13 protein-coding genes, 1 tRNA gene and 2 pseudogenes are annotated in these 25,033 nt (G+C 57.7%); 13 read left to right on the forward strand and 3 right to left on the reverse strand.

The features are described 5' to 3' along the window. Positions 1-62: 62 nt before the first annotated feature. From AAFN88_RS07635 to AAFN88_RS21950, 12 genes are all read left to right on the forward strand, one after another. Positions 63-1,103 (forward strand): rod shape-determining protein, encoded by a 1,041-nt coding sequence (locus AAFN88_RS07635; protein WP_167223262.1) that lies wholly within the window; start codon positions 63-65, stop codon positions 1,101-1,103. Between the two features lie 132 nt (positions 1,104-1,235). Further along, positions 1,236-2,135 carry a rod shape-determining protein MreC gene (gene mreC, locus AAFN88_RS07640; RefSeq protein ID WP_347519542.1) on the forward strand — a complete coding sequence of 300 codons (900 nt, stop codon included), beginning with the start codon at positions 1,236-1,238 and terminating at the stop codon, positions 2,133-2,135. Further along, positions 2,132-2,647: a rod shape-determining protein MreD gene (gene mreD, locus AAFN88_RS07645; protein ID WP_347519543.1), complete on the forward strand. Its 516-nt coding sequence runs from the start codon at positions 2,132-2,134 to the stop codon at positions 2,645-2,647. The genes mreC and mreD overlap by 4 nt, the downstream gene beginning before the upstream one ends. 14 nt (positions 2,648-2,661) lie before the next feature. Then, the gene (gene mrdA / locus AAFN88_RS07650) at positions 2,662-4,560 is read left to right on the forward strand and encodes a penicillin-binding protein 2 (protein ID WP_347519544.1); all 1,899 of its coding nucleotides are present in this window, start codon (positions 2,662-2,664) and stop codon (positions 4,558-4,560) included. Then, complete coding sequence (rodA, locus tag AAFN88_RS07655; RefSeq protein ID WP_347519547.1) at positions 4,560-5,714, forward strand: rod shape-determining protein RodA; 1,155 nt, start codon at positions 4,560-4,562, stop codon at positions 5,712-5,714. The genes mrdA and rodA overlap by 1 nt, the downstream gene beginning before the upstream one ends. 240 nt (positions 5,715-5,954) lie before the next feature. Beyond that, positions 5,955-6,030: transfer RNA gene (locus tag AAFN88_RS07660), tRNA-Lys, on the forward strand. A gap of 623 nt (positions 6,031-6,653) precedes the next feature. Further along, on the forward strand, positions 6,654-8,939 hold the full coding sequence (locus AAFN88_RS07665) for a phage/plasmid primase, P4 family (RefSeq protein ID WP_347519549.1): 2,286 nt from the start codon (positions 6,654-6,656) through the stop codon (positions 8,937-8,939). A 605-nt stretch (positions 8,940-9,544) separates the two neighbouring features. After that, entirely contained in the window at positions 9,545-10,840 is a 1,296-nt protein-coding gene (locus AAFN88_RS07670; protein ID WP_347519551.1) for a DNA cytosine methyltransferase, read from the forward strand. 126 nt (positions 10,841-10,966) lie between these two features. Beyond that, complete coding sequence (locus AAFN88_RS07675; protein ID WP_347519552.1) at positions 10,967-13,090, forward strand: hypothetical protein; 2,124 nt, start codon at positions 10,967-10,969, stop codon at positions 13,088-13,090. After that, positions 13,087-14,628, forward strand: a complete 1,542-nt coding sequence (locus AAFN88_RS07680; protein ID WP_347519553.1) for a hypothetical protein — start codon at positions 13,087-13,089, stop codon at positions 14,626-14,628. The genes AAFN88_RS07675 and AAFN88_RS07680 overlap by 4 nt, the downstream gene beginning before the upstream one ends. After that, complete coding sequence (locus tag AAFN88_RS07685) at positions 14,625-20,123, forward strand: type IV secretion system DNA-binding domain-containing protein (protein WP_347519555.1); 5,499 nt, start codon at positions 14,625-14,627, stop codon at positions 20,121-20,123. Before AAFN88_RS07680 ends, AAFN88_RS07685 begins: the two co-directional genes overlap by 4 nt. A 284-nt stretch (positions 20,124-20,407) precedes the next feature. Further along, positions 20,408-20,965, forward strand: a complete 558-nt coding sequence (locus AAFN88_RS21950; protein WP_367576144.1) for a hypothetical protein — start codon at positions 20,408-20,410, stop codon at positions 20,963-20,965. A gap of 281 nt (positions 20,966-21,246) precedes the next feature. Here the strand turns inward: AAFN88_RS21950 and AAFN88_RS07690 are convergent, their stop codons facing one another. Continuing rightward, entirely contained in the window at positions 21,247-22,230 is a 984-nt protein-coding gene (locus AAFN88_RS07690) for a site-specific integrase (protein WP_347519556.1), read from the reverse strand. Positions 22,231-23,755: 1,525 nt separating this feature from the next. Between AAFN88_RS07690 and AAFN88_RS07695 the strand changes: the two genes are divergently transcribed. Continuing rightward, the gene (locus AAFN88_RS07695; protein WP_347519557.1) at positions 23,756-23,989 is read left to right on the forward strand and encodes a hypothetical protein; all 234 of its coding nucleotides are present in this window, start codon (positions 23,756-23,758) and stop codon (positions 23,987-23,989) included. Positions 23,990-24,065: 76 nt separating this feature from the next. On the opposite strand, the pseudogene AAFN88_RS07700 reads toward AAFN88_RS07695, so the two are convergent. Both AAFN88_RS07700 and AAFN88_RS07705 read right to left on the reverse strand, forming a co-directional pair. Beyond that, positions 24,066-24,329: pseudogene (locus AAFN88_RS07700) on the reverse strand (DDE-type integrase/transposase/recombinase); the annotation flags it as partial. A gap of 1 nt (position 24,330) precedes the next feature. Next, a pseudogene (locus AAFN88_RS07705) lies at positions 24,331-25,025 on the reverse strand (ATPase, T2SS/T4P/T4SS family); the annotation flags it as partial. Positions 25,026-25,033 lie beyond the last annotated feature (8 nt).

Raw genomic sequence — 25,033 nt, forward strand, 5'->3', positions numbered from 1 at the left:
GGGTTCGAACCGCCGCGGGCGCCGCGGCACGTGTATGGATTGAAGAAAAGGCGATTGGATCCATGTTTTCTGGTTTGCTCGGCATGCTCTCCGCCGATATGGCGATCGACCTCGGCACCGCGAACACCCTGGTTTACGTGAAGGGCCGCGGTATCGTCCTCAACGAGCCCTCGGTGGTGGCGATCGCCGAAGTGAAAGGCAAGAAGCAGGTCCTGGCCGTCGGTGACGAGGCCAAGATGATGCTCGGACGTACGCCGGGAAATATCCAGGCCATCCGCCCGCTGCGCGACGGCGTCATCGCCGACTTCGAAGTCGCCGAGGAGATGATCAAGCACTTCATCCGCAAGGTGCACAATCGCCGCTCCTTCGCCAGCCCGCAGGTCATCGTCTGCGTGCCCTCCGGCTCCACCGCCGTTGAGCGCCGCGCCATCCAGGAATCGGCGGAAAGCGCCGGTGCGCGCCGGGTTTTCCTGATCGAGGAGCCCATGGCCGCGGCCATCGGCGCCGGCCTGCCGGTGACCGAGCCGACCGGCTCCATGGTCGTCGACATCGGCGGCGGCACCACCGAGGTGGCCGTACTTTCGCTGGGCGGCATCGTGTACTCGCGCTCCGTACGTGTCGGCGGGGACAAGCTGGACGAGGCGATCATCGCCTACATCCGCCGCAATCATAACCTGCTGGTCGGCGAAGGCTCCGCCGAGCGCATCAAGAAGGAAATCGGCTCCGCCTGCCCGCCGGAAGACGGCGAGGGCGGCACCATGGAGATCAAGGGCCGCGACCTGATGAACGGCGTGCCGAAGGAACTGATCATCTCCGAGCGGCAGATCTCCGAATCCCTGGCCGAGCCGGTCGGGGCCATCGTCGAGGCGGTGAAGGTCGCTCTCGAGCACACGGCGCCGGAACTGGCCGCCGACATCGTCGACAAGGGCATCGTCCTCACCGGCGGCGGCGCCCTGCTCGGCAACATGGACTACGTGCTCCGGGCCTCCACCGGCCTGCCGGTCTCCATCGCCGACGATCCGCTGTCCTGCGTGGCGCTGGGCACCGGCCGCTGCCTCGAGGAAATGAAAGTCCTGAAGAACGTGCTGATCTCCATGTATTGAGGCCACTCGGATATTAAGGGTCTATTAGGGGTCAATGCTTTCTTCATTTGTATTTGGTGTGATGGTTCGGTAACTTAGCCCGAATCGGTCGCTTGATGGCCTGGTTGGGGGGCTGCAGCGACAGGAGGTCCTGTGAACAAACCGACCGGCTCAGAAATCCGCGTAGCATCGCCCCTGAAGGCTTGGGCGAGCCGCTTCGCGCTTCTGCTCCTGGTGGGGGCCGCTTTCGGCCTGATGCTCATCGGGCGCACCAACAGCTTCGTCGTCGAGGAAACCCGCACCGCGGTCACCGACATGGTGACGCCGATCCTCAATGCCGTATCGCAGCCGGTCAAGACCTTCAGCGGCGTGATCGACCAGGCCGAGGCCCTGGCCAATCTGCGCAGCGAGAACCTGGCCCTCAAGGAACAGAACGCCCGCCTGCTGCAGTGGCAGGCCGTTGCCCGCCGCCTGGAGGCGGAGAACGCGGCCCTGCGCTCGCTCAACCGCATGGTGCCGGACCCGGCCATGTCCTATATCAGCGCCCGCGTCGTGGGCGATCCCGGGGGCGCCTTCGTGCGCACCGTGCTGATCAACGCCGGCGAGCGCGACGGCGTGGAGAAGGGCCAGGCGGCCGTCACCGCCGACGGCCTGGCCGGACGCATCGCCGAGGTCGGCAAACGCTCCGCCCGGGTGCTGCTGCTGACCGACATCAACAGCCGGGTGCCGGTTGTGGTGGGCGACGGCCGCGACCGCGCCGTGCTGGCCGGCGACAACACCAATGCGCCTGAACTGCTCTACCTCGGGCCCACGGCCAAGGTTCAACTCGGCGACCGGGTGACCACCTCGGGTCACGGCGGGGTCTTCCCGCCGGGCCTGCCTATCGGCGTGGTCGCCGGCGTCGGAGAGAAGGGCATCCGGGTCAAGCCCTTCGTCGACTGGTCGCACATGGAGATGCTGCGCATCGTCGACTACGAGATGACCGGCATCCTGGACTTCGAAGCACAGGTGGGGGCGGCCCGCGCGGCGGCGGCGGCCGGGACGGCGCAGTGAGGCAGGATGAGGGCGTCTGGCACCGCCTCGACGTCGTGGCCCGCAGTATCTCCCCCTTCTTCGTGACGCTGCTGCTGGTCCTCTTCGCCCTGTTGCCGCTGCACGTCGCCGACCTCTCGCCCATCGTGCCGGCGCTGGCGCTGATCGGGGTGTTCTTCTGGTCGGTGCACCGCCCCGATCTCATGCCCATCTGGGCGGTCTTCGTGATCGGCCTGGTCCAGGACGTGCTGACCGGCGGCGTCATCGGGCCGGGCATCATCGGCCTGCTGGTGGCTCACGCCCTGGTCGTCTGGCAGCATCGCTTTTTCCTGGCGGCCTCCTTCGCGGTCATCTGGGTCGCCTTCATGCTGGTCGCCGCCGCGGCGCTGGCCGTGACCTGGCTGCTGACCTGCATCGCCATGACGGCGCTGCTGAGCCCCGATCCCGTGTTCTTCCAGTATCTCGTGACGCTTGCCTTCTATCCCTGCCTGGCGTGGGTTTTCCTGCGCGGCCAGCGGCTGTTCCAGCGCTAAGGGCGGGACCGGCGATGCTGCAGAAGAACGAAGACAACGAACGCCAAAGAGCCTTCTCGCGCCGCGGCCTGCTGTTGGGCGGCGCCCAGACCCTGCTGCTGGCCGGCTTGGCCGGGCGCATGTACTACCTGCAGGTGATCGAGTCCGACCGCTACAAGACTCTGGCGGAGGACAACCGCATCAACCTGCGCCTGCTGCCGCCGCCGCGCGGGCGTATTCTCGACCGCTTCGGCTTGCCGCTCGCCTCCAACCGGCAGAACTTCCGCGTCGTTCTGGTGCGCGAACATGCCGGCGACGTCGAAAAGGTGCTGATGGCGCTGTCGCGGCTGATCGAACTGAACGAGCACGACACCAAGCGGGTGCTGCGCGAGGTCTCTCGCAAGCGCGGCTTCGTCCCGGTGACCGTGCGCGAGAACCTGACCTGGGACGAGGTCAGCCGGGTCGAGGTGAACGGGCCGGAGCTACCGGGCGTGACCATCGAAATGGGCCAGATCCGCGACTATCCCTTCGCCGATTCCATGGCCCACGTGCTGGGCTATGTCGCCGCCGTGGCCGAGCGGGACCTGACCGGCGATCCGCTGCTGGAGCTGCCCGGCTTCCGTATCGGCAAGAACGGCATCGAGCAGAAGTACGACCTGGCCTTGCGCGGCAACGCCGGGACCAGCCAGATCGAGGTCAACGCCTACGGCCGCGTGATCCGCGAGCTGAACCGCGAGGAGGGCAAGCCCGGCGACGAGCTGGTTCTGACCGTCGACGGCGGCCTGCAGACCTTCGTCCATCAGCGCCTGCAGGGCGAGAAGAGCGCCTCGGCGGTGGTCATGGACATCGAGAACGGCGACGTGCTCGCCCTGGCTTCCGTGCCCAGTTACGATCCCAACGCCTTCAATATCGGCCTGACCTACAAGCAGTGGAACGACCTGATCAACGATCCGCTGCACCCGCTGACCAACAAAGCCATCGCCGGCATGTACGCGCCGGGTTCGACCTTCAAGATGGTCGTCGCCCTGGCGGCGCTGAAGGCCGGCATCAATCCCAATCAGAAGGTCTTCTGCCCAGGGTACATGACCCTCGGCCGCTCCCGCTTCCACTGCTGGAAGCGCCACGGGCACGGCTGGGTGGACATGCACGAGGGCATCCAGCACTCCTGCGACGTCTTCTTCTACGAAATCTCCCGCAAGGTCGGCATCGACAACATCGCCGCCATGGCCAATCAGTTCGGCCTGGGCGAGAAGGTCGGCATCGACCTGAACGGGGAGCGGGGCGGGGTGATCCCGACCCGAGACTGGAAGCTGGCCAACATCGGCGAGGCCTGGCAGGGCGGCGAGACCCTGGTCGCCTCCATCGGCCAGGGCTTCGTGCTGACGACGCCGCTGCAGCTCGCCACCATGGCCGCGCGCATCGCCAGCGGCAGGCAGGTGACGCCGCGCCTGACCCGTGGCGTGCGCGCCAACGCCCAGTTGCCGGAGGGGGAGGCGGCCGCGCCGGCGCCGGACTTCGCCCCGCTGGATTTGCCGGAGGCCCACCTGAAAATCGTCCGTGACGCCATGGACGCGGTCAGCAACCACCCGCGCGGCACCGCCTATCGGGCGCGGATCCAGGAAGAAGGCATGGAACTGGCGGGCAAGACCGGTACGTCCCAGGTGCGCCGCATTACCATGGCCGAGCGCGCCGCCGGCGTGACCAAGAACGAGCAGCTTCCCTGGCGGCGGCGCGACCATGCGCTCTTCGTCTCCTTCGCGCCGGTGCACAAGCCGCGCTACTGCTGCGCCGTGGTGGTCGAGCATGGCGGCGGCGGGTCCGCGGTGGCGGCGCCGATCGCCCGCGACATCCTGTTGGAGACCCAGCAGCGCGATCCGGCCGGGCGCCGCTCCCTGCCCATCATAGCCACGACGCAGGTGGTGGAGCGCGGCTGATGGCGGTGGATATCTTCCTCTCCCGGCGCAATCCGGAACTGACCCTGCGGCAGAAGTTCTGGCAATTGAACTGGGGCATGGTGCTGCTGCTCTGCCTCATCGCCGGCGTCGGCTTCGCCATGCTCTATTCGGCGGCCAACGGCGATATGTCGCCCTGGGCCTCGCGCCAGATGATCCGCTTCGGCCTCGGCCTCGTGCTGATGTTCACCGTGGCGCTGATCGATGTTCGCTTCTGGTTCCGCTATGCCTATCTGATCTACTTCGCCGCTTTCGGCCTGCTGGCGGCGGTGGAGGTGATGGGCACCATCGGCATGGGCGCCCAGCGCTGGATCGACCTGGGCATCATCCGCCTGCAGCCTTCGGAAATGATGAAGGTGGCGCTGATCCTGGCGCTGGCGCGCTATTTCCACGGCATCGCCAACGAGGACATCGGCCGGCCGACCTACCTGATCCTGCCGATCATGCTGGCCGTCGCCCCGGCCGGCCTGGTGCTGAAGCAGCCCGACCTGGGCACGGCCGGCATGCTGCTGCTGGCCGCCGGCGCGGTCTTCTTCGCCGCCGGCGTGCGCTGGTGGAAGTTCGCCCTGGTGATCGTCGCTGGCCTGGCCGCGATCCCCATCGGCTGGCAGTTCCTGCACGACTACCAGAAGGCCCGGGTGCTGACCTTCCTGAACCCGGAGAACGACCCGCTGGGCGCCGGCTACCACAGCCTGCAGGCGATGATCGCCTTCGGCTCCGGCGCGGTCACCGGCAAGGGCTTCATGCAGGGCACCCAGAGTCACCTGAATTTCCTGCCGGAGAAGCAGACCGATTTTATTTTCACCATGCTGGCCGAGGAATTCGGCCTGGTCGGCAGCCTTGGCCTGCTGGGTCTCTACTTCCTGCTCCTGGCTTACGGCTTCGCCATCTCTTTCAGGGCGCGGAACCAGTTTGCGCGCCTGCTGGCCCTGGGGCTGACCACCAACCTCTTCCTCTACGTCTCCATCAACATGGCCATGGTGATGGGCGTCTTCCCGGTGGTCGGCGTGCCGCTGCCCCTGGTCTCCTATGGCGGCACGGTGCTGCTGACGGTGATGATCGCCATGGGCCTGATCATGTCCTGCTACATCCACCGGGATATCCGCATCTCCCGCCGCGGCACGGCGGAGGTCTAGGGGGCACTCCAGGGAACCGCCCCAGGAAGCCACCCCGCGGGTCACCGCCGGAATGCCCCTTTTTTTGCAGATTTTTCGCACCTGGGGCCTCGACAAAGGGGCCGTGACTTGCTATCACCCCGCATCCCGGCGGTCTTGCCGTTTTCCGGCCCGCTACTGTCGACCCCCTCCTCGGGGCTAAGTCCAAGGTTTTCCAAGGATTTCGGCGGGCAGAGAGACCTCTCGGGCCACCCTTCATGGGGGCGTATAGCTCAGTTGGTAGAGCAGCTGACTCTTAATCAGCGGGTCCAAGGTTCGAGTCCTTGTACGCCCACCATTTTCTCCCGCAGATAGTCAAGGTTTTCTAGGCACATACCCCGTGCTGGTGACCTGATTATCTCTTTCCAGATTCTCGCAGACAAGGCTTTTGGGCGCGAACCGTCACAGGCGGTGTGACAGGAGTGTGCCACCTCGCCTGTTGGAGAGGGGGCGCAGGGGCCACCCGGGTACCCGGGGTATAGTATGCATGGGCTCCCCATAAAATTCCTGATTTGAAAGTGTTAAGTACCTGTCGGAGACCTCGGATCGACTGAACCAGCTTGATCAAACCAAGCCGTTAAGTACCTCAGCCAGACCGTCCGCCGCTTTAAAGGCTGCGCCATTCAGCCTCCTGGGTAGATAGATACTCAAGTTGTCCCCAGGCTCGGTTTTCTGAAAACCGTTAAGCCAAGCATTTCGAGAGTGCGCCAGATCTTCAGGACCTAGTCCGAGACTGGGTCGCCCATTCAAGATATTGATTTCGCCACGTTACAGGAACGATCTTTCGCAAATCCCTATATAGGAGTCATAAAGTTTCGTTCAAGAATTGTAGTCTGGTGTTCTAGGTCATATTTATTGGTCACGCAGAAGGTTCACCTTCTCGCGATGCGCCATTCGGTCTCTCGTTTAGTGGCTGACTGGATGGCGCCGATATTGTATCACGAGGAAAAAGTGAGAGAGACCAGTAGTTTAGTCCCTACATATACTCCCGCCTACAGCCAACCGGCTGACTACGTACAAACACCCAAGACGGCCCTCGAATGGGCCAAGCATTACAGGTCTATGGGCTACCGGCCCATTCCAATTCCATACAAGGACAAGGCTCCTCGCCTGAAGGGCTGGGGAGAGCTTGCGCTTGACGGTAAGGAGCTCGAAGCAGCTTTCCGAGCAGAGCAGATGAATATTGGCATCAACCTCGGCGAAGCGTCTGGAGGACTTGTCGATATCGATCTCGACTGCGAGGAAGCGATTCGGCTAGCTCCCGCGTTCCTACCCCCAACTGAAGCGATCTTCGGTCGTTCCTCAAAGCCAAAGAGCCACTGGCTCTACAGGGTGACGGATTGCGGCGACCGGACCGCATTCAGTGGCCCTGATGGTGCGGGAATGCTGTTGGAGTACAGGGCCAATGGTAGCCAGACCGTCTTTCCGGGTTCGGTTCATCCTTCAGGTGAGAGAGTCGAGTTCGACTGCAAGGGTGATCCTGCTCACGTCTCAAGAGACGACCTGCTATCTGCCGTCAGGAAGTGCGCAGCTGCATCCCTAATCGCCAAGTATTGGGCTAAGGGCTCTCGGCATGATCTTGCATTGGCTCTTTCAGGCACGTTGCTCAAGGGCGGTTGGTCTTCGGAAAACGCCGTCCAGTTCGTTGAAGCTGTGTGCCATGCTGCAGAGGATGAGGATGTCGAGGACCGGAAGAGATGCATTGCCGATACCGTCGCTAGGTTGGCTCGCGGTGAGCCAGTTGCCGGACCTTCTCGGTTGGCCGAACTGATTGGTGATCGATCCTGTAGCTGTGTCCAGGACTGGCTTGGGTTGAAGGTGTCAGTGATTTCCGCTTCGAGAGTATCTCATTCCGTGATGAATTCCGATTCGGGAGAGCTCCCGGTCTCAGATTCACACAATGGCCTTCTATTTGCCCAAAAGTGCTCAAGCAGGGCACGCTACTGCTATGAGCATGGCTGTTGGTATCTATGGATGGGTAAACAGTGGAAGCAAGACACCACAGATCAGGTGATTCTGGTGGGGCAACAGCTCGTCTGGGACTATGGCGGCTATCTTCGCAACCAGGTGTTACCAGAAAACCAGCAGCAGGTTTCAAGGTGGATGACGCAAACCCTCGATCAGCGAAAGCTCCGGAGCATGCTTGAACTGGCAAAGCCCCACTTGGCTGTAGGAGCGGATGAACTCGATAGCGATCCGTGGCTACTGAACTGTGAGAACGGCACCTTGGACCTCAAGACAGGAGCGCTGAGACCCCATAGCCCAGCAGACCTGATCACTAAGATCGTTCCGGTCTCCTACGACCCGAAGGCAGAGTGTCCAAAGTGGAACAACTTCCTGGACGGTGTCTGTGGCGGTGATCAAGAACTCGTCAGCTACCTCCAGAGGGTGATTGGCTACACGCTGACTGGTAGCACTTCCGAGCAATGCATGTTCTTGCTGCACGGGACGGGCGCTAACGGCAAGACGACATTCTTGAACGCGATCAAGGATATCCTCGACCCCTATGCTCGTCAGGCGCAGGCAGAAAGCCTCATGGTCCGACGCTCCGAAGGGGCGCGGTCGGACATCGCGAGACTTGCTGGGGCGAGGTTGGTCGTAACGTCAGAGTCGGAAGCGAACCACAAGTTCGCTGAAGGTTTGGTCAAGCAGATGACCGGAGGAGATCCGATTACCGCCCGCTACCTCTATCAGCAGGAGTTCGAGTTCGTTCCTCAGTTCAAAATCTTCCTTGCGACGAACCGGAAGCCGAACATCGAAGGTACTGATGAAGGGATCTGGCGGCGAATTCACCTCATTCCTTTTGACGTGACGTTCCCTCTGGAAAAGAGGGACAAGGGTCTGCCTGAGAAGTTAAGAGCTGAGCAGCAGGGCATCTTGGCTTGGGCAGTTAAGGGGTGCTTGGCGTGGCAGAATGATGGGCTTCAGCCTCCCGAGAAAGTGCGCGCAGCGACCAAGGAGTACCGAGCCGAATCGGATCAGGTGGCTAAGTTCATTGACGATTGCTGTGAGCTGGCTCCTGAGCGCTTCAGCCCTTCGAAAGAGCTCTACGCTGCATACGAGGACTGGTGTGTCGAGACTGTCGAGACCCCTCTTCCGAAGTCAGAGTTTGCTAAGCGACTTGGTGGCCGTGGTCTACAACAGGGCAGGACGAAGAGCGAGCGGCGCTGGTATGGGATTCGGCTGAAAGACCAAACTGAAGCGTGACCTTTTCTCTTGTCCTGGGGTGACAGGGTGACAGGGGTGATACAGGAAATCGGGAAGTAGCTCATGTCTTGCTCATGAGAGAGTTTCCAGAAATCCATGTCATCATCTGTCACCTGTCATCGCTGGCAACTAAATTCACTTCTCACATTTGGGAGCTTACAGGCTTGCCTTGGAGGTGTTTTTGAGGGGAGTTGGATCTGCCTCTCGAAAATGCTGAGAATTTCCTGGCGCTTACATCTAGGGTTAAATGTATCTATGTAAAATCAATCTTTAGGCGTATCAGTTGCAATCCATAGGTTTATGCTGGTCTCAGAGCACGTGGACAGCGGTAGGGCGCCAACAATTGGTGAAGTCAAAGTGTTACAGCAAACGTTCCCATTCTGTTCTTCGCCTGATATATTCTTCTTGGTTGAACTACCCCTAGACGATTCGGCATTCTGCGACACTGTTGTGGGAAGATTCGGCATCCCGTTCCATCGTTGGCCGTCTGCGCCGAATGGACGAATGGTAGTTTGGTCGAATCGTTTTTGCAGTCGCTTCGGGGGAACCTGTTTGTGGAGAGGACTCTGCTGACTTGCGGCCTTTCTCGGGAAAGGCAAAGGTAGATGAGTAGGCGTGCCGTTAATCGGGATCCGGTGTTCATCGATGTCTTTGCGGGTTGCGGTGGATTGAGCCTTGGCCTCCTTCGAGCAGGCTGGCGCGGCCTATTTGCCGTCGAGAAGGACGCTTTCGCATTTGACACGTTGCAATCCAACTTGCTTGGGCCAAACGCGCGCTACGGCTACAACTGGGCGAGTTGGTTAGAGCAAAAGCCCTGGGCTATCGAGGAACTTATTTCGGCGCACTACGAGCGCTTGTCCAAGCTTCGCGGCCAGGTTGATCTTCTTGCAGGGGGGCCGCCTTGCCAGGGCTTCTCTAGCGCCGGCAGGCGACGCCACAAAGACCCTCGTAATCGGCTCGTCGAGCGATACCTCGAGTTTGTCGACTTGGTACAACCCCGGATCGTGCTGATCGAGAACGTGAAGGGCATTACTTATGACTTCGCGGCAAGTAGCAGTTCGACCTCTCGACGAAATTTCGCAAACGAGCTCATCGCGCGCCTCGAAGAAAACTACCATGTCTACAAAGACACGGTTCCGTGTTCCGCATATGGCGTGCCTCAGCGACGACCGCGTTTCTTCCTTGTAGGCATTCTCAAAAATGACCTCGACCTACCTAACCGCGGCGATCCTTTTGCTCATCTCCAATCTGCAAAGGATGACTTCTTGTCGGCTAGGCGCCTTCGCGCAAAGGTAAGCTGCCAGCAAGCGATTTCCGATCTCGAAGTTGCGCGCGCAGGAACCTGGGAATGCCCTGACTCGAAGGGCTACGACGCAGTTCGCACGACCAAGCCACGCACAAATTTCCAACGCCTGATGCGCGACGGATACGACGGTCCTATCTCAGATACCCGTCTGGCAAAGCACAGGCCACACATAGTCAAACGGTTCGCCAAGATTATTGACGAATGCAAGAAATCGGACCGCCTCGACGTGCAAATCAATCGCGAAATGCGGGAGCGCTACGGCATCAAGAAGATGGCAACACGTGTGTTGGACCCTGCGAAAGTCTCACCAACGATCACCAGCATGCCGGACGACCTATTACACTATTCAGAACCGCGTACGTTGACAGTGCGCGAGAATGCACGTCTCCAGACCTTTCCTGATTGGTTCTCCTTTCATGGGAAGTATACCACAGGCGGAGACCGGCGCGCACGAGAGGTACCTAGGTTCACGCAAGTCGCCAACGCGGTGCCGCCCTTGTTGGCGGAAATGTGGGGAGAGGTTCTACTGAAGTATCTCCGCCCTCAGAGACGAGCAAAGGCACAAAGAGCAATCGCCAGAAGAGAGGCGGCCTGAATGAGGCATGGCCTTCTATACCTGGCGCCTGGACAGGTTGACGCTCCACAACATGATTAAAGTCAGCCAAGACCCTTGTCTCCACCGTTGGTCAGAATGCTAGTGACCGACTATCCGGTATAGGAAATGGCTGAGACAGAAGATCTGCAACAATTTCCCGAGGGCTTGATCCGCTGGAGCGGATATCGCCACGGAGGAGTGCGGAAACCCTTCCAGCGGAACACCGGCCGTCCAACTGGAGACCAGTTCGAAACTCCGGTCGTCTTGCGCCTTAGGAGCTGGGTTGAAGGACTTGTTGCGGGAAATGATGTTCCGCGCGCGATCTTCCTCGTCGGCGGCCCAGGGAACGGTAAAACCGACGCCGTTGAAGGATGCATCGAGGCCCTTGATAGAGAGCTGAATGCTCGTGGGGCACTCTACGAGGCGTTCGCCACCCAGTACCATTCCCATAGAGACGAGCTACCACCACGCAAGACCGTAGTTGACCTGTCTTCGATAGGCGTGATCTTGCCAAGCCATCTACAGGTCTCTGTCTCACTCGTCCAAGACGCTACAGAAGGCGACCAGTCAATAGGCGCGTCTGCCGAACAGCTGCTCCTCGACGACATTGCAGGACATGTGGATGCCGAATCGGCTGGCATATACATATGCTGCGTGAATCGCGGCATCCTTGCTCACGCTGCTTCGATAGCGGAAGAAAGCGGTGACTACTTCATTTCCGCAGACCTGCTCTCTAAAATTACAATGTCTGTTACCAGCGGTCCTACCGCCCCGTCTTGTTGGCCTCTCGAAGGCTATTCACATATCGGGGTGTGGCCCATGGATGTTGAATCTCTGGTAGCACCATCCGACACGGGCTTCGAGCAGTCAGTCGCTTACAAAATCTTCGAATCGGCCCTCGAAGAGAAGCGGTGGAACGAGCCCTGTGAGCTTGGAACTCGGTGCCCGTTTTGCCAGAATCGTCGCCTTCTTACGCGCAAGGGCGTATTGGAATCGCTCGTTCAGCTCCTCTACTACTACGAGGTTAGCTCGGGTAAGAGATGGACGTTTCGCGATCTATTTTCGCTCGTCCCATACCTAATAGTGGGGGATTACTCTGAACTCGAGATTCGTGGGAAACGATTGTCCCCTTGTGATTGGGCAGCTGAACAGTATCGGATTGCCCGCGAAGGGCCGGCAAATAGTGTGGAACGCGATAGGGCTCCATTCTTGCTCATGTCGCGCTTGTTCCACCACCGCCTTTTCCCAAGATGGCCTGGTTTCGATCGCGGGGAACACAGAAGTGCCAAGCGCGAGCTGTTCAAGGAAAAGCATTCAGATGAAGGTTTGCTAGCAGCCAGGGGCTATTTTCGGTTCGCGTCAAAAGCCCAAGAAATCATTTCCCGTGCGAGCGGAGATATCCCTGATCGCATTCGTGACTCGCTTGGCCCAGCGCTGGAGCCAGCACTCTCTCCAAGCGAGAGGGTTCTGTTCTCCAAGGATGGTCAAGACTACGCCGTTGCAGATGTCGAAAACAGGTTGAGCCTATCTGTCCGAAACGGACTTGAGCTGGTTGGCACCCAAATCGAAACGCTTGAGAGAGACATTCTGCAGACGCTAGTCCTCGCAGATGAGGCTCTTGTCGAAGACAAGTTCCCTAGAAACCGGACTCGCCAGGCCCGCCTTCTCCAGTCCACTATTCGACAATTCGCGGCGCGACTTGTGAAGCGCAGCCTGGGGGTTCGGCGGGCGGTATGTCGCGATGTGGATCATTTTGAGCGATACGTATCAGCAGCCCGTCAAACCGCTGCACAGAATGACGTGAGGAAGGAGCTTAGGAACCTCTTGCACGACTCGAACAACAAGTTTCGAGCGGGGCTAGCGACAACTTTTGGACAGCCAATTGCGGAACGATCTCGAGACGTGGCACTTCTCCTTCCCAAGATGGTGGCTGTTCAGCCTGTCCTGGCCGAAGACTCCGACAAGCGCCCAGCCGAGAACCTCCCGTACTTTCGAATCGAAGGGCACTACGTCGCTCTGACATACGAGCTGTTTCGAGTGCTGGAGGAAGTCTCAGATGGCTTGCATGAAGCTTCGCTGCCCAGCGAGATCTATTCCCTTTTGGATCGTGTGAAATCCCTGGTGGCCGGGCAGGTGGTTCGAGACGAGCAAATCCTCAACGACGAGCCACATATCGTGCTGGGGTCTTCTCTCGACACCATTGAGTACGTGGGTGGCCAGTTCCACTTCTCAAGGGGAGGGCGCCAATGACCACGGAGGAATTCCTAAAGAAACCCTGGGCACCGGCGAACATCCATGAAGCCTATGACAACAGCTTCCTGCACATGCGCCCTGCTCCTGAATACGCATCTGGCGAAGTTATACTGGCCTCAACATATCGGGAAGTTGGTTTCAAAGGAGACGCGGTTTCCGAAGGTCGTACTCCAAAAAATGGCAGAGAGTTCCAAAAGAACCTCGACAAGGGAAGACGTCCTCGAGCGGATGCGGTAGGCACTGACATCGATATTGAGGCATGGCGGCGAATCATAACTGGGACACTTCGCAGTCCAAAACAGCCAAACCAAGCGGCCAAGCGTTTTCTCCAAATTAGCCCGGTTGTTCCCGACGCCGCCCTTTACACACTTTCGGCGAGACTCTCGGCAAATTCGTGGAACCCAGGTGCGCTGGTCGCCCGGATCATACTCCTGGGGAAGCACAGCGAAGCCGACGCAAAGGAGCTTTGGAACCAGCTATTTCACTCGCTCTCAGTCAGCGAAGATGACGACATTTGGGCTCGTTTCCTACAAGAAGAGTTCGAATCTTGGCGCAACAAGCTCCATATGGCTTCCTGGTCAAGACCTAGTGATCTCTCGGACAGCCTCGCCACATCGGCATGGCGTAAGGCTTGGCTACCGACACCGGCTGCAAGGTTTGTCATTGATCTTGAGTACACTCTTGCGCTCAAGATTCATCTTACGCGGCGCCAGTGGATTAGCATGGTCGAAGCTATGCTCCGTCTTGGCACCGCTTCTTACATCCTATGGATCTGCAACGCGAACATGCAGTGTTTTGCCATTTTTCGACAGATCCTGAATGGTGCTCAAGCCCCTACACGTGCGGAACTTGAGCAGCACCTCAGCGTCGGATCCGGATATTGGCGATATGGGCAGTTAGCAGCAGGAACAATTACCGATTTCTCCACGGGATTCGTTAAGGCACGAGCTGGAATCAACCTGCTCCTTCACTACCTGAATGGCTCTTACAAGCACCTTTCAACGTGTCTTGGAAACCTCGAGGAGTTGGAAGCTTTTTGCCAATGGCTGCGCGAGAATCGCACGTGCATCAACGAGGAAGACTTCAGGCATGACTACCAAGATATCTTGGAGAGTGATCAACGCCTGATGGCGGGAAAAAAGGGCATCTCCGCCAACGTGAAGGAATTCTTGCGCCACGCACTTGGCCAACGGCAGACTGCGGAGCCTGGTCTCGACAGCTACGACCAAGGTTACTTCTTAGCGAAGAAGGGAGGTTACCGGACAGCGCCATGGATCGTGTCGCTTGGCCCAGTGTCAGTTCTGTCGCTAGTCAATGCATGCACTCATAGCGCAAAGGGTCCTCGCACAGTCGAGGATCTATGCCGTCATCTCGGTGAATACGGAATCGATGTTCAAGCTCAAGCAGTGCCCGGGTCCCAACTAGGCCAGACACTTCGCAACCTGGGTCTGGTTTTGGATAGCCCGGACGCAGAGGGTGGCATGGTGGTGATTAACCCATTTGAACATGTCGCCAAGGAACAAGCTAAATCATGAGCAACTTGGCAATCGCCCTTGCTGAATACCTCGAACGTGAACTACGGGTGTCAGCAGAGACTTCATCGGACGACACGCTTCGAGTGCTTTTCGCCGGGCCTCCCATGAGGCAACTACAGCAGGTCTTCGAGCAGCTAACTGGCGATCACGGCGGAATGAGAATTGAAACTGCTCGAGGAGCAATCGAGGTCCCAGTATACCTCGTCGACGCAACAACTAAAGATCCTTCCGAGAGAACCTCGGCCGCTCGCTGTACTCCCAACTACCTTGTCCAGGTACGCACTCATGGGCATCCTGTATTCCTCGCGTTGCACGAGGTTGGGATTGCCATGAGTCAGTCCCTCACAACTTCGGTTAAGCCGCTAGGCATCCGTAGTGAAACAGAGAGCTTTGACGATTGGTTTCGAGAACCATTGATTGATGAGCTCATCCGAAGGGCAATTGGCAATGCCTTCGGCAGCGCTCACTCTGATAGTGCCCGCGCTGTAATCACACACTCGCTCAGCCAGGCCTGGAATGCCGACGAGCGACACCGAAACAAAGCCGCTACGTGGGCAATTCTTGAAAAGCTCCTGGAGTTTCAGCCGGCAGCCAGCACTCCTTCCGAAGCGCTCTCGGCTGTACTTGGTTTGCCTTCGTGTTCCACCTCCGAATTCGGAAGCAAGACGCATTTGCAGCTCCTCGATCGCCTCGCCGAGATGATGCAAGCGCATGGTCTCAGGAAGGGTTTCGAAGAGCTTCAAGAAAACGCTGGTGACAACTTATCATCATCCTTGCAATCTTTCCGTCAACACGTTGAAGATCAGGCAATCTTCGAGGCCAGCGAATTCGCACGTAATCCACTGCAGATCTACTCTCCCCTGCGCAGCAAGGAAGAGGAAATTCCGAGTTGGTGGCGAGACCTCGATGTCGAGGCGTGGATAACACTACTTGATTCCAGCGACGAGGCCGAGCCAACCGGGAAGCTCGGCGTCAGGGTCACAAATCAGGTGGCGGCGGCTCCTCGTGGCATGCCGCTCCTTACCCGTGACCGAGTCGATTTTGAAGTCTCAGTAGACGATGCCGAAAACCCCGTAGCCGTCACAATAAGCCGCGCAAGTGGCCAATCGAGACTTGAGGAAATAGGTCAGGTCACGATTGGTACCGATGCTTCACAGACATACTCGGACAAACACGTGCCTACTCATGAGCGGTTTGTGCGTTATAAGTTGGAAGCTGACGGATACTCGCCGGTAAGCATAAAGGTGATCATTCTTGATGAATATGGCCCTGGGGTCGTCGTGTCCTGTCGGGGTGCCAAAAAGGCGACCCCATTCAAGCTGAACAAGAAGGCCAAGGACAACGAAAATCGAACGATCAAACGCTACGAGTGCGATCTTGAACTGCCCGGAATGGGGGCGCACACCTTAGACTTCTACACGTCCAGCCGCACAACGCTAGGCGAATTAGTTATCGGCTACGAAGTGGACTCTGGGCAAGAGGATGCAGTCGAGCGACCTATACAAAGATCAGACGAGCACCATTCGACTAGTCTCATTGAGTCCGATGAGGAGTGTTTCTACGACTTCTTAGCTGATCCAGCGCAATCTGGAGAGCGGGTCCCTTTCAGAGTTTACCTATCCGCCGACGACGTCGAGCCAACCGGTGCGACCAGCGAGTTCGATAGACTGGTGATTGCGAACCGGGCATCAGCAAGACGCGAGCACGTTAATGCGCGCGTCGAGTCCTCGCATTCCCGCGTGACGAATCTAGAGGAATGGGCCCTCGAAGATTCAGAGTCATTTCGACCACTTGTTTTGGGACCGGATTATTTGGACGCGTGGCACAAGCCCGATTGGAAGACTCACGACTCGATTTCTAACTTAAGCATGCCAGTAGACCCGCGCCCGTCACACGAACAGTTCCAGGCTCCGGAGAGGTACCTGTCCGCGCGCTCCAAGATATTGGACCTTCTCCGACCTTCCGGCGACGAACCGACTCCTGCTGCCGGAACGTTTCTCCTTCACGAGCTCATGCAGAATGCTTCATTCTCAAAAGCTCTCACTGAACTTCTAGACTCCTACCTCCATTGGCTGGAGGCAGACTATGATCTCGCCGCGTGGACCGACTTGATCTCGATCCACGAGTCGCAGGCTGGCGTCCAGGCTCTGAATCCCACTCCCTATGCAATTCTCCTCACCCCTCTGCACCCAATTCGGTTAGCCTGGCAATGCCGAGCGCAGGAAGTCCTCCAAGAAGCAGTTCGCAAGAACTCCCGGTGCCCGGCGGCCAGCATGCTGAACCCTTCTTACTTTCCTGATTGCATGCTCCTTCCTTGCCGAACCGGAGCTGGTCAAGTGACTCGGCGACCCTTCGCGGCCATGGCTAGTTCGTCGGATTATTGGAGCGTGCTTTGGTCGGTGAACGCCATCGGAAAGCTCGGCGGAGCGAAAGAAGACCCAGTCTTAGGAGCCGAATTTGGAATCAACGTAGATGGATTGGCAAGTGGATTCAGCTCTCAACAGGTAATCCGGGCGCTCGACGAAGCTTCTAGACTACTCTCGGCCAAGTCTTCACTGCGAGTTGGTGTCTCAAGCGATACTACGGGCGCCGGGAGCTGCAACGATGGAATCGACGCGTGGTGTACAGCAAACCTAGGGCCCGAAGAAGACTACTGGTACACGGCAGGACAGCGCACGCTGGCTGTCATAGATCACCGGCCACAGTCCCTTCATCCTGAACAGGCTGCAATGGCTTCGCTTACGCATCGTACAAACGGTGCAGTCCAATGGTTCAAGCGGCGAGAGATAGATACCACACAACAAAAGTACGACCTTTCCATAATCGCTCATCTCGGAACGATGAACCACGAGTTCACAAAACAAGGAATCAGGTCTGCGATTGATCCGACGTCACTCGCCCGTTGGCGAGTACGCAAACAGCTACCTAACCAGAGCACTGCGTTCATTGCAGAGTCGAGAATAGGAGAAGTGCCTGCAAACGTCGACCGCGAGGCTACCGTTGGCAAGCTCTTGGGCTGCGTAGACGCCATCGAGCGAAGCTGCCGAGATGAGTTCGATAGCTACGTTTTTGCACCAAACATGAGCGTTCTTTCGAGTGTAGTTGATTCATCATTTTACAGCGCCGTGTCTTCCTCGAATATCGACGCCGCATGCTTCTTCGGATCAACTGGCAGGGCATATCTTTGGGACTACGAACTCCCGTCGTATGCTCGACGCGCAGGTGAAAACAGTGGTTACTTTCTGCTGGCCCGAGAGACGGAAGGAATGCTCGTCTCAGTAAGGTCAGCCCTTGCCTTGCTTGGAGGTCACGGCGAGTTGGAAGATGAAAGAATTTCCGACCTACTTGAGGAAGTATCCCGTCGTGGAATGCCTACACTGAAGCGACTCACTGCGGGCGGCTCAATGTCACTCGGTGAGGTTGGGATGCTCGTGGCGCTGCGGGTGTTCCAATCGGAATTCGAGCGCTCACCAGCTGGCCCAGGCTTGCTCCCTATAAAGGGAGAAGATGAGACACTAAATCTCGTCATTCCTGCTGATCCATTCAGGAATCACTTTGAGGACCTCCGGGTCGCATTGGAAAACAGGCAAGGCGAACGACCCGATTTGCTTGTGCTCAGTCTGAGCTTTGTCTCGGGCATTCCCATGAAGCTCAGAATTACGCCTATCGAAGTGAAGGCGAGAGGTGGGCTACTGTCGGAGGCGGATCGAAAAGCCGCACTACTCCAAGCAAGCCTGTTTGGTCGCTTCTTGACAAAAGCCCAACAGCATGCGGCAGACACCGAGCTTTGGGGTGTTGCATGGCGGAGCTTATTGTCAACTCTCCTTGACTACGGTTTTCGCGTATACGGCCAGTTAGACCAGTTTATGAAACAGAGCGAGTGGGCCTTTCAGCACTCAGCGACCCTTCGGTCCCTTGCAAATGGCGAACTCGATGTTGAGATTGACGAACGCGGACGGTTGATTGTCATCGAAAAAGTTGCGGCATCGGCACCCAAAGATACTGATAGAGACGGCTTTCAAGAAACCATTTCCTTGTCGCACTCGGATGGGTTCTCGGTCCTCGCACAGGGCAATTCCCCACTCCTAAAAGCGATGCGAGAGCAGCTTAAGGATTGGATGCTCAAGCCAGAGGCCGAAAAGCCTTCATCGGAACCGATTGGCGACGTGCCTGATTCGGAAGGACCTATTTCGCCCGCTTCTGTGCCCAGTGAGTCGCCGTGCGAACCAGTACAGAACGACGGGACCTCGGAGCCCTCCTTTGCTGGTAGTGGCGCCACCGTTCCAGAGGTCACTCCCTCAGAGGCCACCACTGAAAGTGATCGGGAAAAAGGAGGAAAGGGCACAAGTTCAGGTGAGTTCGTTGCTGGGTCAGAATCGGGAATCCAGTTCCAGGTCGGACATACAATTCATAGCTTCAATTCGGAAGACGCGTACTTCTTCCCGGGCAATACCGCCCTTAACCAGCTCAACGTGGGAATTGTTGGAGATCTTGGCACGGGCAAAACTCAGCTAATCCAAGCCCTCGTTTACCAGCTGCGGCAGCGACCGGAGACAAATCGAGGGCACCGGCCGAACGTGCTAATCTTCGATTACAAGCGAGACTACACGAAGCCGGATTTCGTGGAAGCGACTGGGGCTCGAGTGATTAGCCCATTCGACATGCCCCTGAATTTGTTTGACATCAGCAATAGCTCGCAGCGAAGAAACGCATGGTTGGAACGATCAAAGTTCTTCTCGGATATTCTAGACAAAATCTACACCGGCATCGGGCCGGCGCAACGCCAACGGATCAAGGGGGCGGTTAAACAAGCTTACGATGCTGCATCAGACGCCGGTAGATCCGCGCCGACGATAGATGACGTCTTCAACGCTTACGCGGCCGCCAACAAGGGCAACATAGATTCGCCATACTCGATTATGAGCGACCTAATTGATGGCGGCTACTTTGTTGCTAACCAGGGAGAGGTTCAGCCTTTCTCCGAGTTCATCAAGGGCGTAGTGGTCATTGACCTTGCGGAGGTCGGTCAAGACGACAAGACGAAGAATATGCTCGTCGTCATATTCCTGAATCTGTTCTATGAATACATGCTTCGCATCGAAAAAAGGCCATTCATTGGTGCGTCGCCACAGCTTCGCTTCATCGACACCATGCTCCTAGTTGATGAAGCAGATAATATCATGCAATATGAGTTCGACGTTCTTAAGAAGATCTTGCTACAGGGTAGAGAGTTCGGTGTGGGTGTACTGTTGGCCTCGCAGTACCTATCGCACTTCAAAACTGCCCACGAGAATTACCTTGAGCCGCTTCTAACCTGGTTCCTCCACAAGGTGCCAAATATCAGCGTCAAGGATCTCGAGGGGATCGGCTTGACAAACGCAAGCGCCGACACTGTAAACACGATCAAGTCGCTGGAAAGCCACCAGTGCCTATACAAGACACTCGGCGTCGACGGAAAATTCATTCGGGGCATTCCGTTTTACACGCTTCGATAGATTGCCAGTGTGAGTGTATGTTGAGAACTAGCTAGCTTAGTTGCCAAACTGAAGGTCGCCTACAGGATACATGCCCCTCGGGTCGGGCAAATCTACTAGGGCAATGCAGCTTTAGCCAGATCACTATGCCAATGTCGGCACCTTCTTCGACCAGCTTACCCAGGATACCCTGGAACCGCGTTCAGCGATTCCAGGAGGACATTCTTCGTTGGTTCAAAGTGGAGGGCCGCCACTTTTCTTGGCGGGCTCCTTCAGCAACTACCTATCAGGTTGTTGTTTCTGAGATGCTGCTCCAGAGGACTCGCGCAGATACCGTTGAGCGATTCCTCCCGAATTTCTACAGAAGGTTCCCCTCTTGGTGGCATTTAGCGGAGGCTCAAGAATCGGAACTTCAAAAGTTCTTGGAACCGATTGGCCTTTCGCATCGGCGCGCGGCGTCTTTCAATGCACTCGCCAAAGAAATCGTCAGCAGAAACGGCCACTTTCCATTCGAGCGGTCGGAAATCGAAGCGTTGCCGGGGGTCGGTCAGTATATAGCCAATGCAATCCTGCTTATGGCCCACGGAAAGCGAGAGCCTCTCCTAGACGTGAACATGGCGCGTGTCGTTGAAAGGTACTTCGGTCCGCGTAAGCTTGCGGACATTCGCTATGATCCCTACTTGCAGAAGCTCGCACGGAGAGTTTCGGATCACGATTCGCCCAAAGAAATCAACTGGGCAATCCTCGATCTGGCCGCCAAGATATGTACACCTCGTCATCCACATTGTGAGAACTGTCCGCTGAAACTTCGTTGCCGATTTGCGCCGGATGTCTTCGCAGAAGGACGAGATAGCACATCCTAACGGAAAGCATTTGGGACACGTGGCGCGCTTGCGGGCCTCTTTCCCGATCTACTTCCTTTTGTTGGAGTGGCCTGAACATAACTTAGCGTTAGAGATCGACCGGGCTTCTTAGCTCGACGAGCTATGTCGCCGGACAGTGGTAACTTGCCAGCTTCGAGAAACTCCTCAGGGTACAAGCATTGTAGGAGCTGGGCATAAATTTTCATGCATTGCTCGCCTCCTACTTTGATAGAAAGTCGTAACACAGTTCATCCTCGTGGAGAATCTCTCTTCTCATTAACTCAGTCTGTGAATTGATTGAGCTTCTTTGCAACTTCTTCGGGCCGAAGATGGGTGTACCTGAACAGCATTCGGTAGTCCTTGTGGCCGCTGATCAAGGCTACTTCTGGAACGCTTAACCCTCGCTCAAACAGCCTGCTGATTGCTTCGTGGCGAAGATCGTGAAAGCGAAGATCCTCGATTTGCGCTCTGCGGACCAGTCGGTCCCAGTTCATTCGAACCGCGGCCTCTGTCATCGGGAAGATTCGTGACGAACTTGCCGGAAGACTATCCAGTATGATTTGAGCTCGATTTGATAGGGGGATCAGACGGTCATCACCATTCTTGGTGTCCGTGATCTTGAGTAGGTGATTTGTCTGGTCCCAATTGTCCCATCTAGCTTTCAGGAGCTCTCCTCGACGCATAGCCGTTTCCAGGGCGACTTCGATCAGGGGAAGCATCAGCGGATTGCGGCACCGCCCTGCAACCTTGAACAAACTTTCTTCCTCTTCTGGGGTGAGGCGGCGTTCCCTTGGCTTTGGACCTTTGGGCAACCGTACCTTCTCGAACGGCTTGTGCGGGCCCTCAATGTCCCATTCATCACGGGCAATCTTCAGCACATGCCGGAGGAGTATCAAGTCGTACTGACAGGTTCGCTGGCCGTCGTTCAATCTTCTGTCCCGGAAAGCCGCCAATTGAGCTGAGGTAAGCTCGGTCAGGCGCAAGGATGCAACGGGATCTTTGAGGAGCCTCCTGATGCGTCTTGTCTCACCTGCAGCCGATTTCTTGTGGGGCGTGACCTCCTGAAGGTACCTTTCCAGAAGGGTCTGCAGATCGCAATCTAGGGGCTCTTTACGGGCGAAGTCTCCCAGTTCGATCTGCGACTCAATGACTCCGCCCCATCTTCTGGCGTCTGAAAGGGTGCTGAAGGACTTGGTAACAGGGCGGTGCCCCTTCCGGCGAATCTGGACCTGGTACCGGCCTCCACGTTTGCGAATCGTTGCCATTTTGGCTCTCCAGTGTGACAGCTGTGTGCCAGCACTGGGGTATCGCCCGCTAAGTCCTTGATATCGCGTATAGCTCAGTTGGTAGAGCAGCTGACTCTTAATCAGCGGGTCCAAGGTTCGAGTCCTTGTACGCCCACCATTTCCCCAGATATTTCAGTTGGTTAGATGACTGAGTATGTGCGAGCGGCTCGCATTTGGGAACCCGCTTGAATGGCGTTTGGGAAAAACGATCCGGCTTGCTGACTCCAGGCGGAATTCCAGGAGCGATGAAGCTCAAATTCAGCCTGTTGAAGCCCGGTGGCGGCGGCTGCCGCGGCGAAGACAGTAGGGCTATCATCCGGCCGGTGGGAAGGCTCCCCAGTACCTTGACGGATCGCAGCCACTGGGGAGGCCCGACCAGGTCGGGCCAGGGTCCGCATGGTGGCCAACACCGAAAGGTGCCCCTGAATGGGTTGCGGGGTTTCCGGGGCTAGGGGCAAACCGAGCCCCGTAGATGGAGAGGAAAGCCGGCCCACACGCCACTAAGGTTCCTCGGGTTCGGGCAGCATGTTGCTCTGGAGTTCAGAGGTTCTGACATGAATTCCCCCTTCGTTGAAGGAGAGCAAGAGTGCCAGTGATCTCGGTGAGGGGGCGGCAAGGTCAGCTGTCAAAAGCAGCTCAGTCATTTACGCCGACTGTCGCTACAAGAGATGCCTCAACCTAACTCAACTGAAACCTTCAGAGGGGTCACCATCGAGCGCTATTGCAGACGCCGGCGACAGGGGAGAGGTGAATATTTGTTCAGGAGTGCTCAGTATCGGCCGCAAATAGAGGGAGTTTGCGAGTTTATGTTTGGGATCTGATGCAGATTACTTGAGGCCCGGCCGCGGCCGCCCTGGGAAAATCGCCCCAAGGGGGCCGTTAAACGGGATTTAGCGGGCCACCCCGAGGATCAAGGTCCCCGGCGCTACATCGCACAGTCCCTGAATGTGAGCCGGAGCAAGCGCTTTGACGACTTCACAGAAGATGAGCTTGCGCATTTTGCGGCCAAAGCGCGGCTCCCCGAAACGCTGGTGCTCCATACCGCACGCGAGACCGTGGCGCTCTTTCATCAGCATTGGCAGTCAGAAAGAGCCAACCTGCCGCTATCACCGGCCGCCATCCTGGCAATCGAGAATCATCTGAAGACAGTACCCCTCGCCAGGGCTTGCCCGTTCAAAAGAGAAGTAGGGCGGTATCCGTTGACGGAATCGATACCCTTGTCACGTCATTGACTCCCAAGCCGATAACCTTTTGGTAGTCGAAAGCCGCATCCGACAGGGCGCTTAGTCATGCGCCTATTGCAGACGCGCGATGGATTGTCCGAGGAGGTGAGGCCCGTGCGTTCTACGTCGCGTTATCAGTCTCTGGATCCAGGCATACCCGCCTGACTGTATTAGCTATTGTGTAGGAACATGACATGACCAAGGTATAAGAGTCGAAAGATGCCCCGCTGACTCTCACCAAGCCTAATTCCCAGTCTAACCTGGAGGTGGCATACCAGTTCGTGAATGATATCGGAGACCATATGCTCCATTTAGGCGAGGCTCACGAGGCAATTCTTGAAATCGCGAACTCAGATGGCGTAACCGATCAGACTTGCTCCGCCTTGAGGGTCATTGCGCGAGACATGGAACGCAGCCTCGGGACGATCGACCAGATGACGATTAACGTGGGTGGGGCTTACCTGAAGGAACGCGGCACTAATCGCAAAGCCGGCTCCGCCGCACAGTTGTTTTGACCTGCCCCCGGACTTAGTACCACTCGCTAGTTTAGACTGCTGCGGTCTGCGTGTAAGCGTCGATCTGCTTCGTATCGACCCGCTGGAGCCAGGTGCGAACCGCATTGGCCGTGAACTCTGCGCCATTGTCGGATCGCATGTGATCGGGCGGCCCATGCCGGACAAGGAGCCCGGCCAGGACCTGCAGCACGTCGTCAGACCGCAGACGCCGGGCGACCTCGATGGCCAGGCACTCACGGCTGTACTCATCGATCACTGTCAGCATGCGAAATACACTGCCGTCATGGGTTCGGGCCTGGACGAAGTCGTAGGCCCAGACATGGTGTTGCCAGCTGGGCCGCCGCTTCGGGTCCGCGCACCTCACCGATGGGGATACGGTCGGGGCCAATCGCAGCGATGAGCGCGAGGTCGGAGAGCGTCGCGACGCCGTCCTTGGTACGCAGGGCCACGAGGTTCGGCGTCAGGCATTGCAGTTCGCGCGTGTCCTCGATCAGCACCACACGGTCTGAGGTCTTGGCGACTTCTGGGAGGAGCGCATTGGTCAGCGTGGTCTTGCCGGTTGATGTGCCGCCGGCGACGAGGATACTGGCGCGCATGGCGATCGCTTCGCGCAAAGCGTCGGAGGCTCTCACATCCAAAATGTGGGCGCGATATAGTCGTCGAGGGTGAAAACGGCGACAGCAGGTTTACGGATCGCGAAGGTGGGTGCCGCGACGACAGGCGGCAGCAACCCCTCGAACCGCTCTCCCGTCCCAGGCAGTTCTGCAGACACACACGGCGCTCCCGCATGAACTTCGGCGCCGACATGATGCGCGACCAGCCTGACGATCCGCTCACCATCGGCGGCGGAAAGCCGCTCACCGGTATCGGCAAGACCTTCACTGAGCCGATTCACCCAGAGCCGTCCCTCGGGGTTGAGCATAACTTCGACGACGGTAGTGTCATCGAGTCATGAGGTGACATGCGGCCCGAGCGCCGTGCGAAGCAAGCGGGAGCCGCGCTGGATCGCTTCTATCTGGAAATGTTGGACGGTCATTCGCGGCC

It is taken from the genome of Pelagibius sp. CAU 1746, from assembly GCF_039839785.1.
Taxonomy (GTDB): Bacteria; Pseudomonadota; Alphaproteobacteria; order Kiloniellales; family Kiloniellaceae; genus Pelagibius.

Bases quoted from the DNA above. Each gene is read 5' to 3' on its own strand.
- mrdA (WP_347519544.1), top strand. From the start codon at position 2,662: ATGCTGCAGAAGAACGAAGACAACGAACGCCAAAGAGCCTTCTCGCGC.
- AAFN88_RS07680 (WP_347519553.1), top strand. From the start codon at position 13,087: ATGACCACGGAGGAATTCCTAAAGAAACCCTGGGCACCGGCGAACATC.
- AAFN88_RS07665 (WP_347519549.1), top strand. From the start codon at position 6,654: ATGGCGCCGATATTGTATCACGAGGAAAAAGTGAGAGAGACCAGTAGT.
- AAFN88_RS07670 (WP_347519551.1), top strand. From the start codon at position 9,545: ATGAGTAGGCGTGCCGTTAATCGGGATCCGGTGTTCATCGATGTCTTT.
- AAFN88_RS07690 (WP_347519556.1), bottom strand. From the start codon at position 22,230: ATGGCAACGATTCGCAAACGTGGAGGCCGGTACCAGGTCCAGATTCGC.
- AAFN88_RS21950 (WP_367576144.1), top strand. From the start codon at position 20,408: ATGCTGCTCCAGAGGACTCGCGCAGATACCGTTGAGCGATTCCTCCCG.
- AAFN88_RS07635 (WP_167223262.1), top strand. From the start codon at position 63: ATGTTTTCTGGTTTGCTCGGCATGCTCTCCGCCGATATGGCGATCGAC.
- AAFN88_RS07675 (WP_347519552.1), top strand. From the start codon at position 10,967: ATGGCTGAGACAGAAGATCTGCAACAATTTCCCGAGGGCTTGATCCGC.
- AAFN88_RS07685 (WP_347519555.1), top strand. From the start codon at position 14,625: ATGAGCAACTTGGCAATCGCCCTTGCTGAATACCTCGAACGTGAACTA.
- rodA (WP_347519547.1), top strand. From the start codon at position 4,560: ATGGCGGTGGATATCTTCCTCTCCCGGCGCAATCCGGAACTGACCCTG.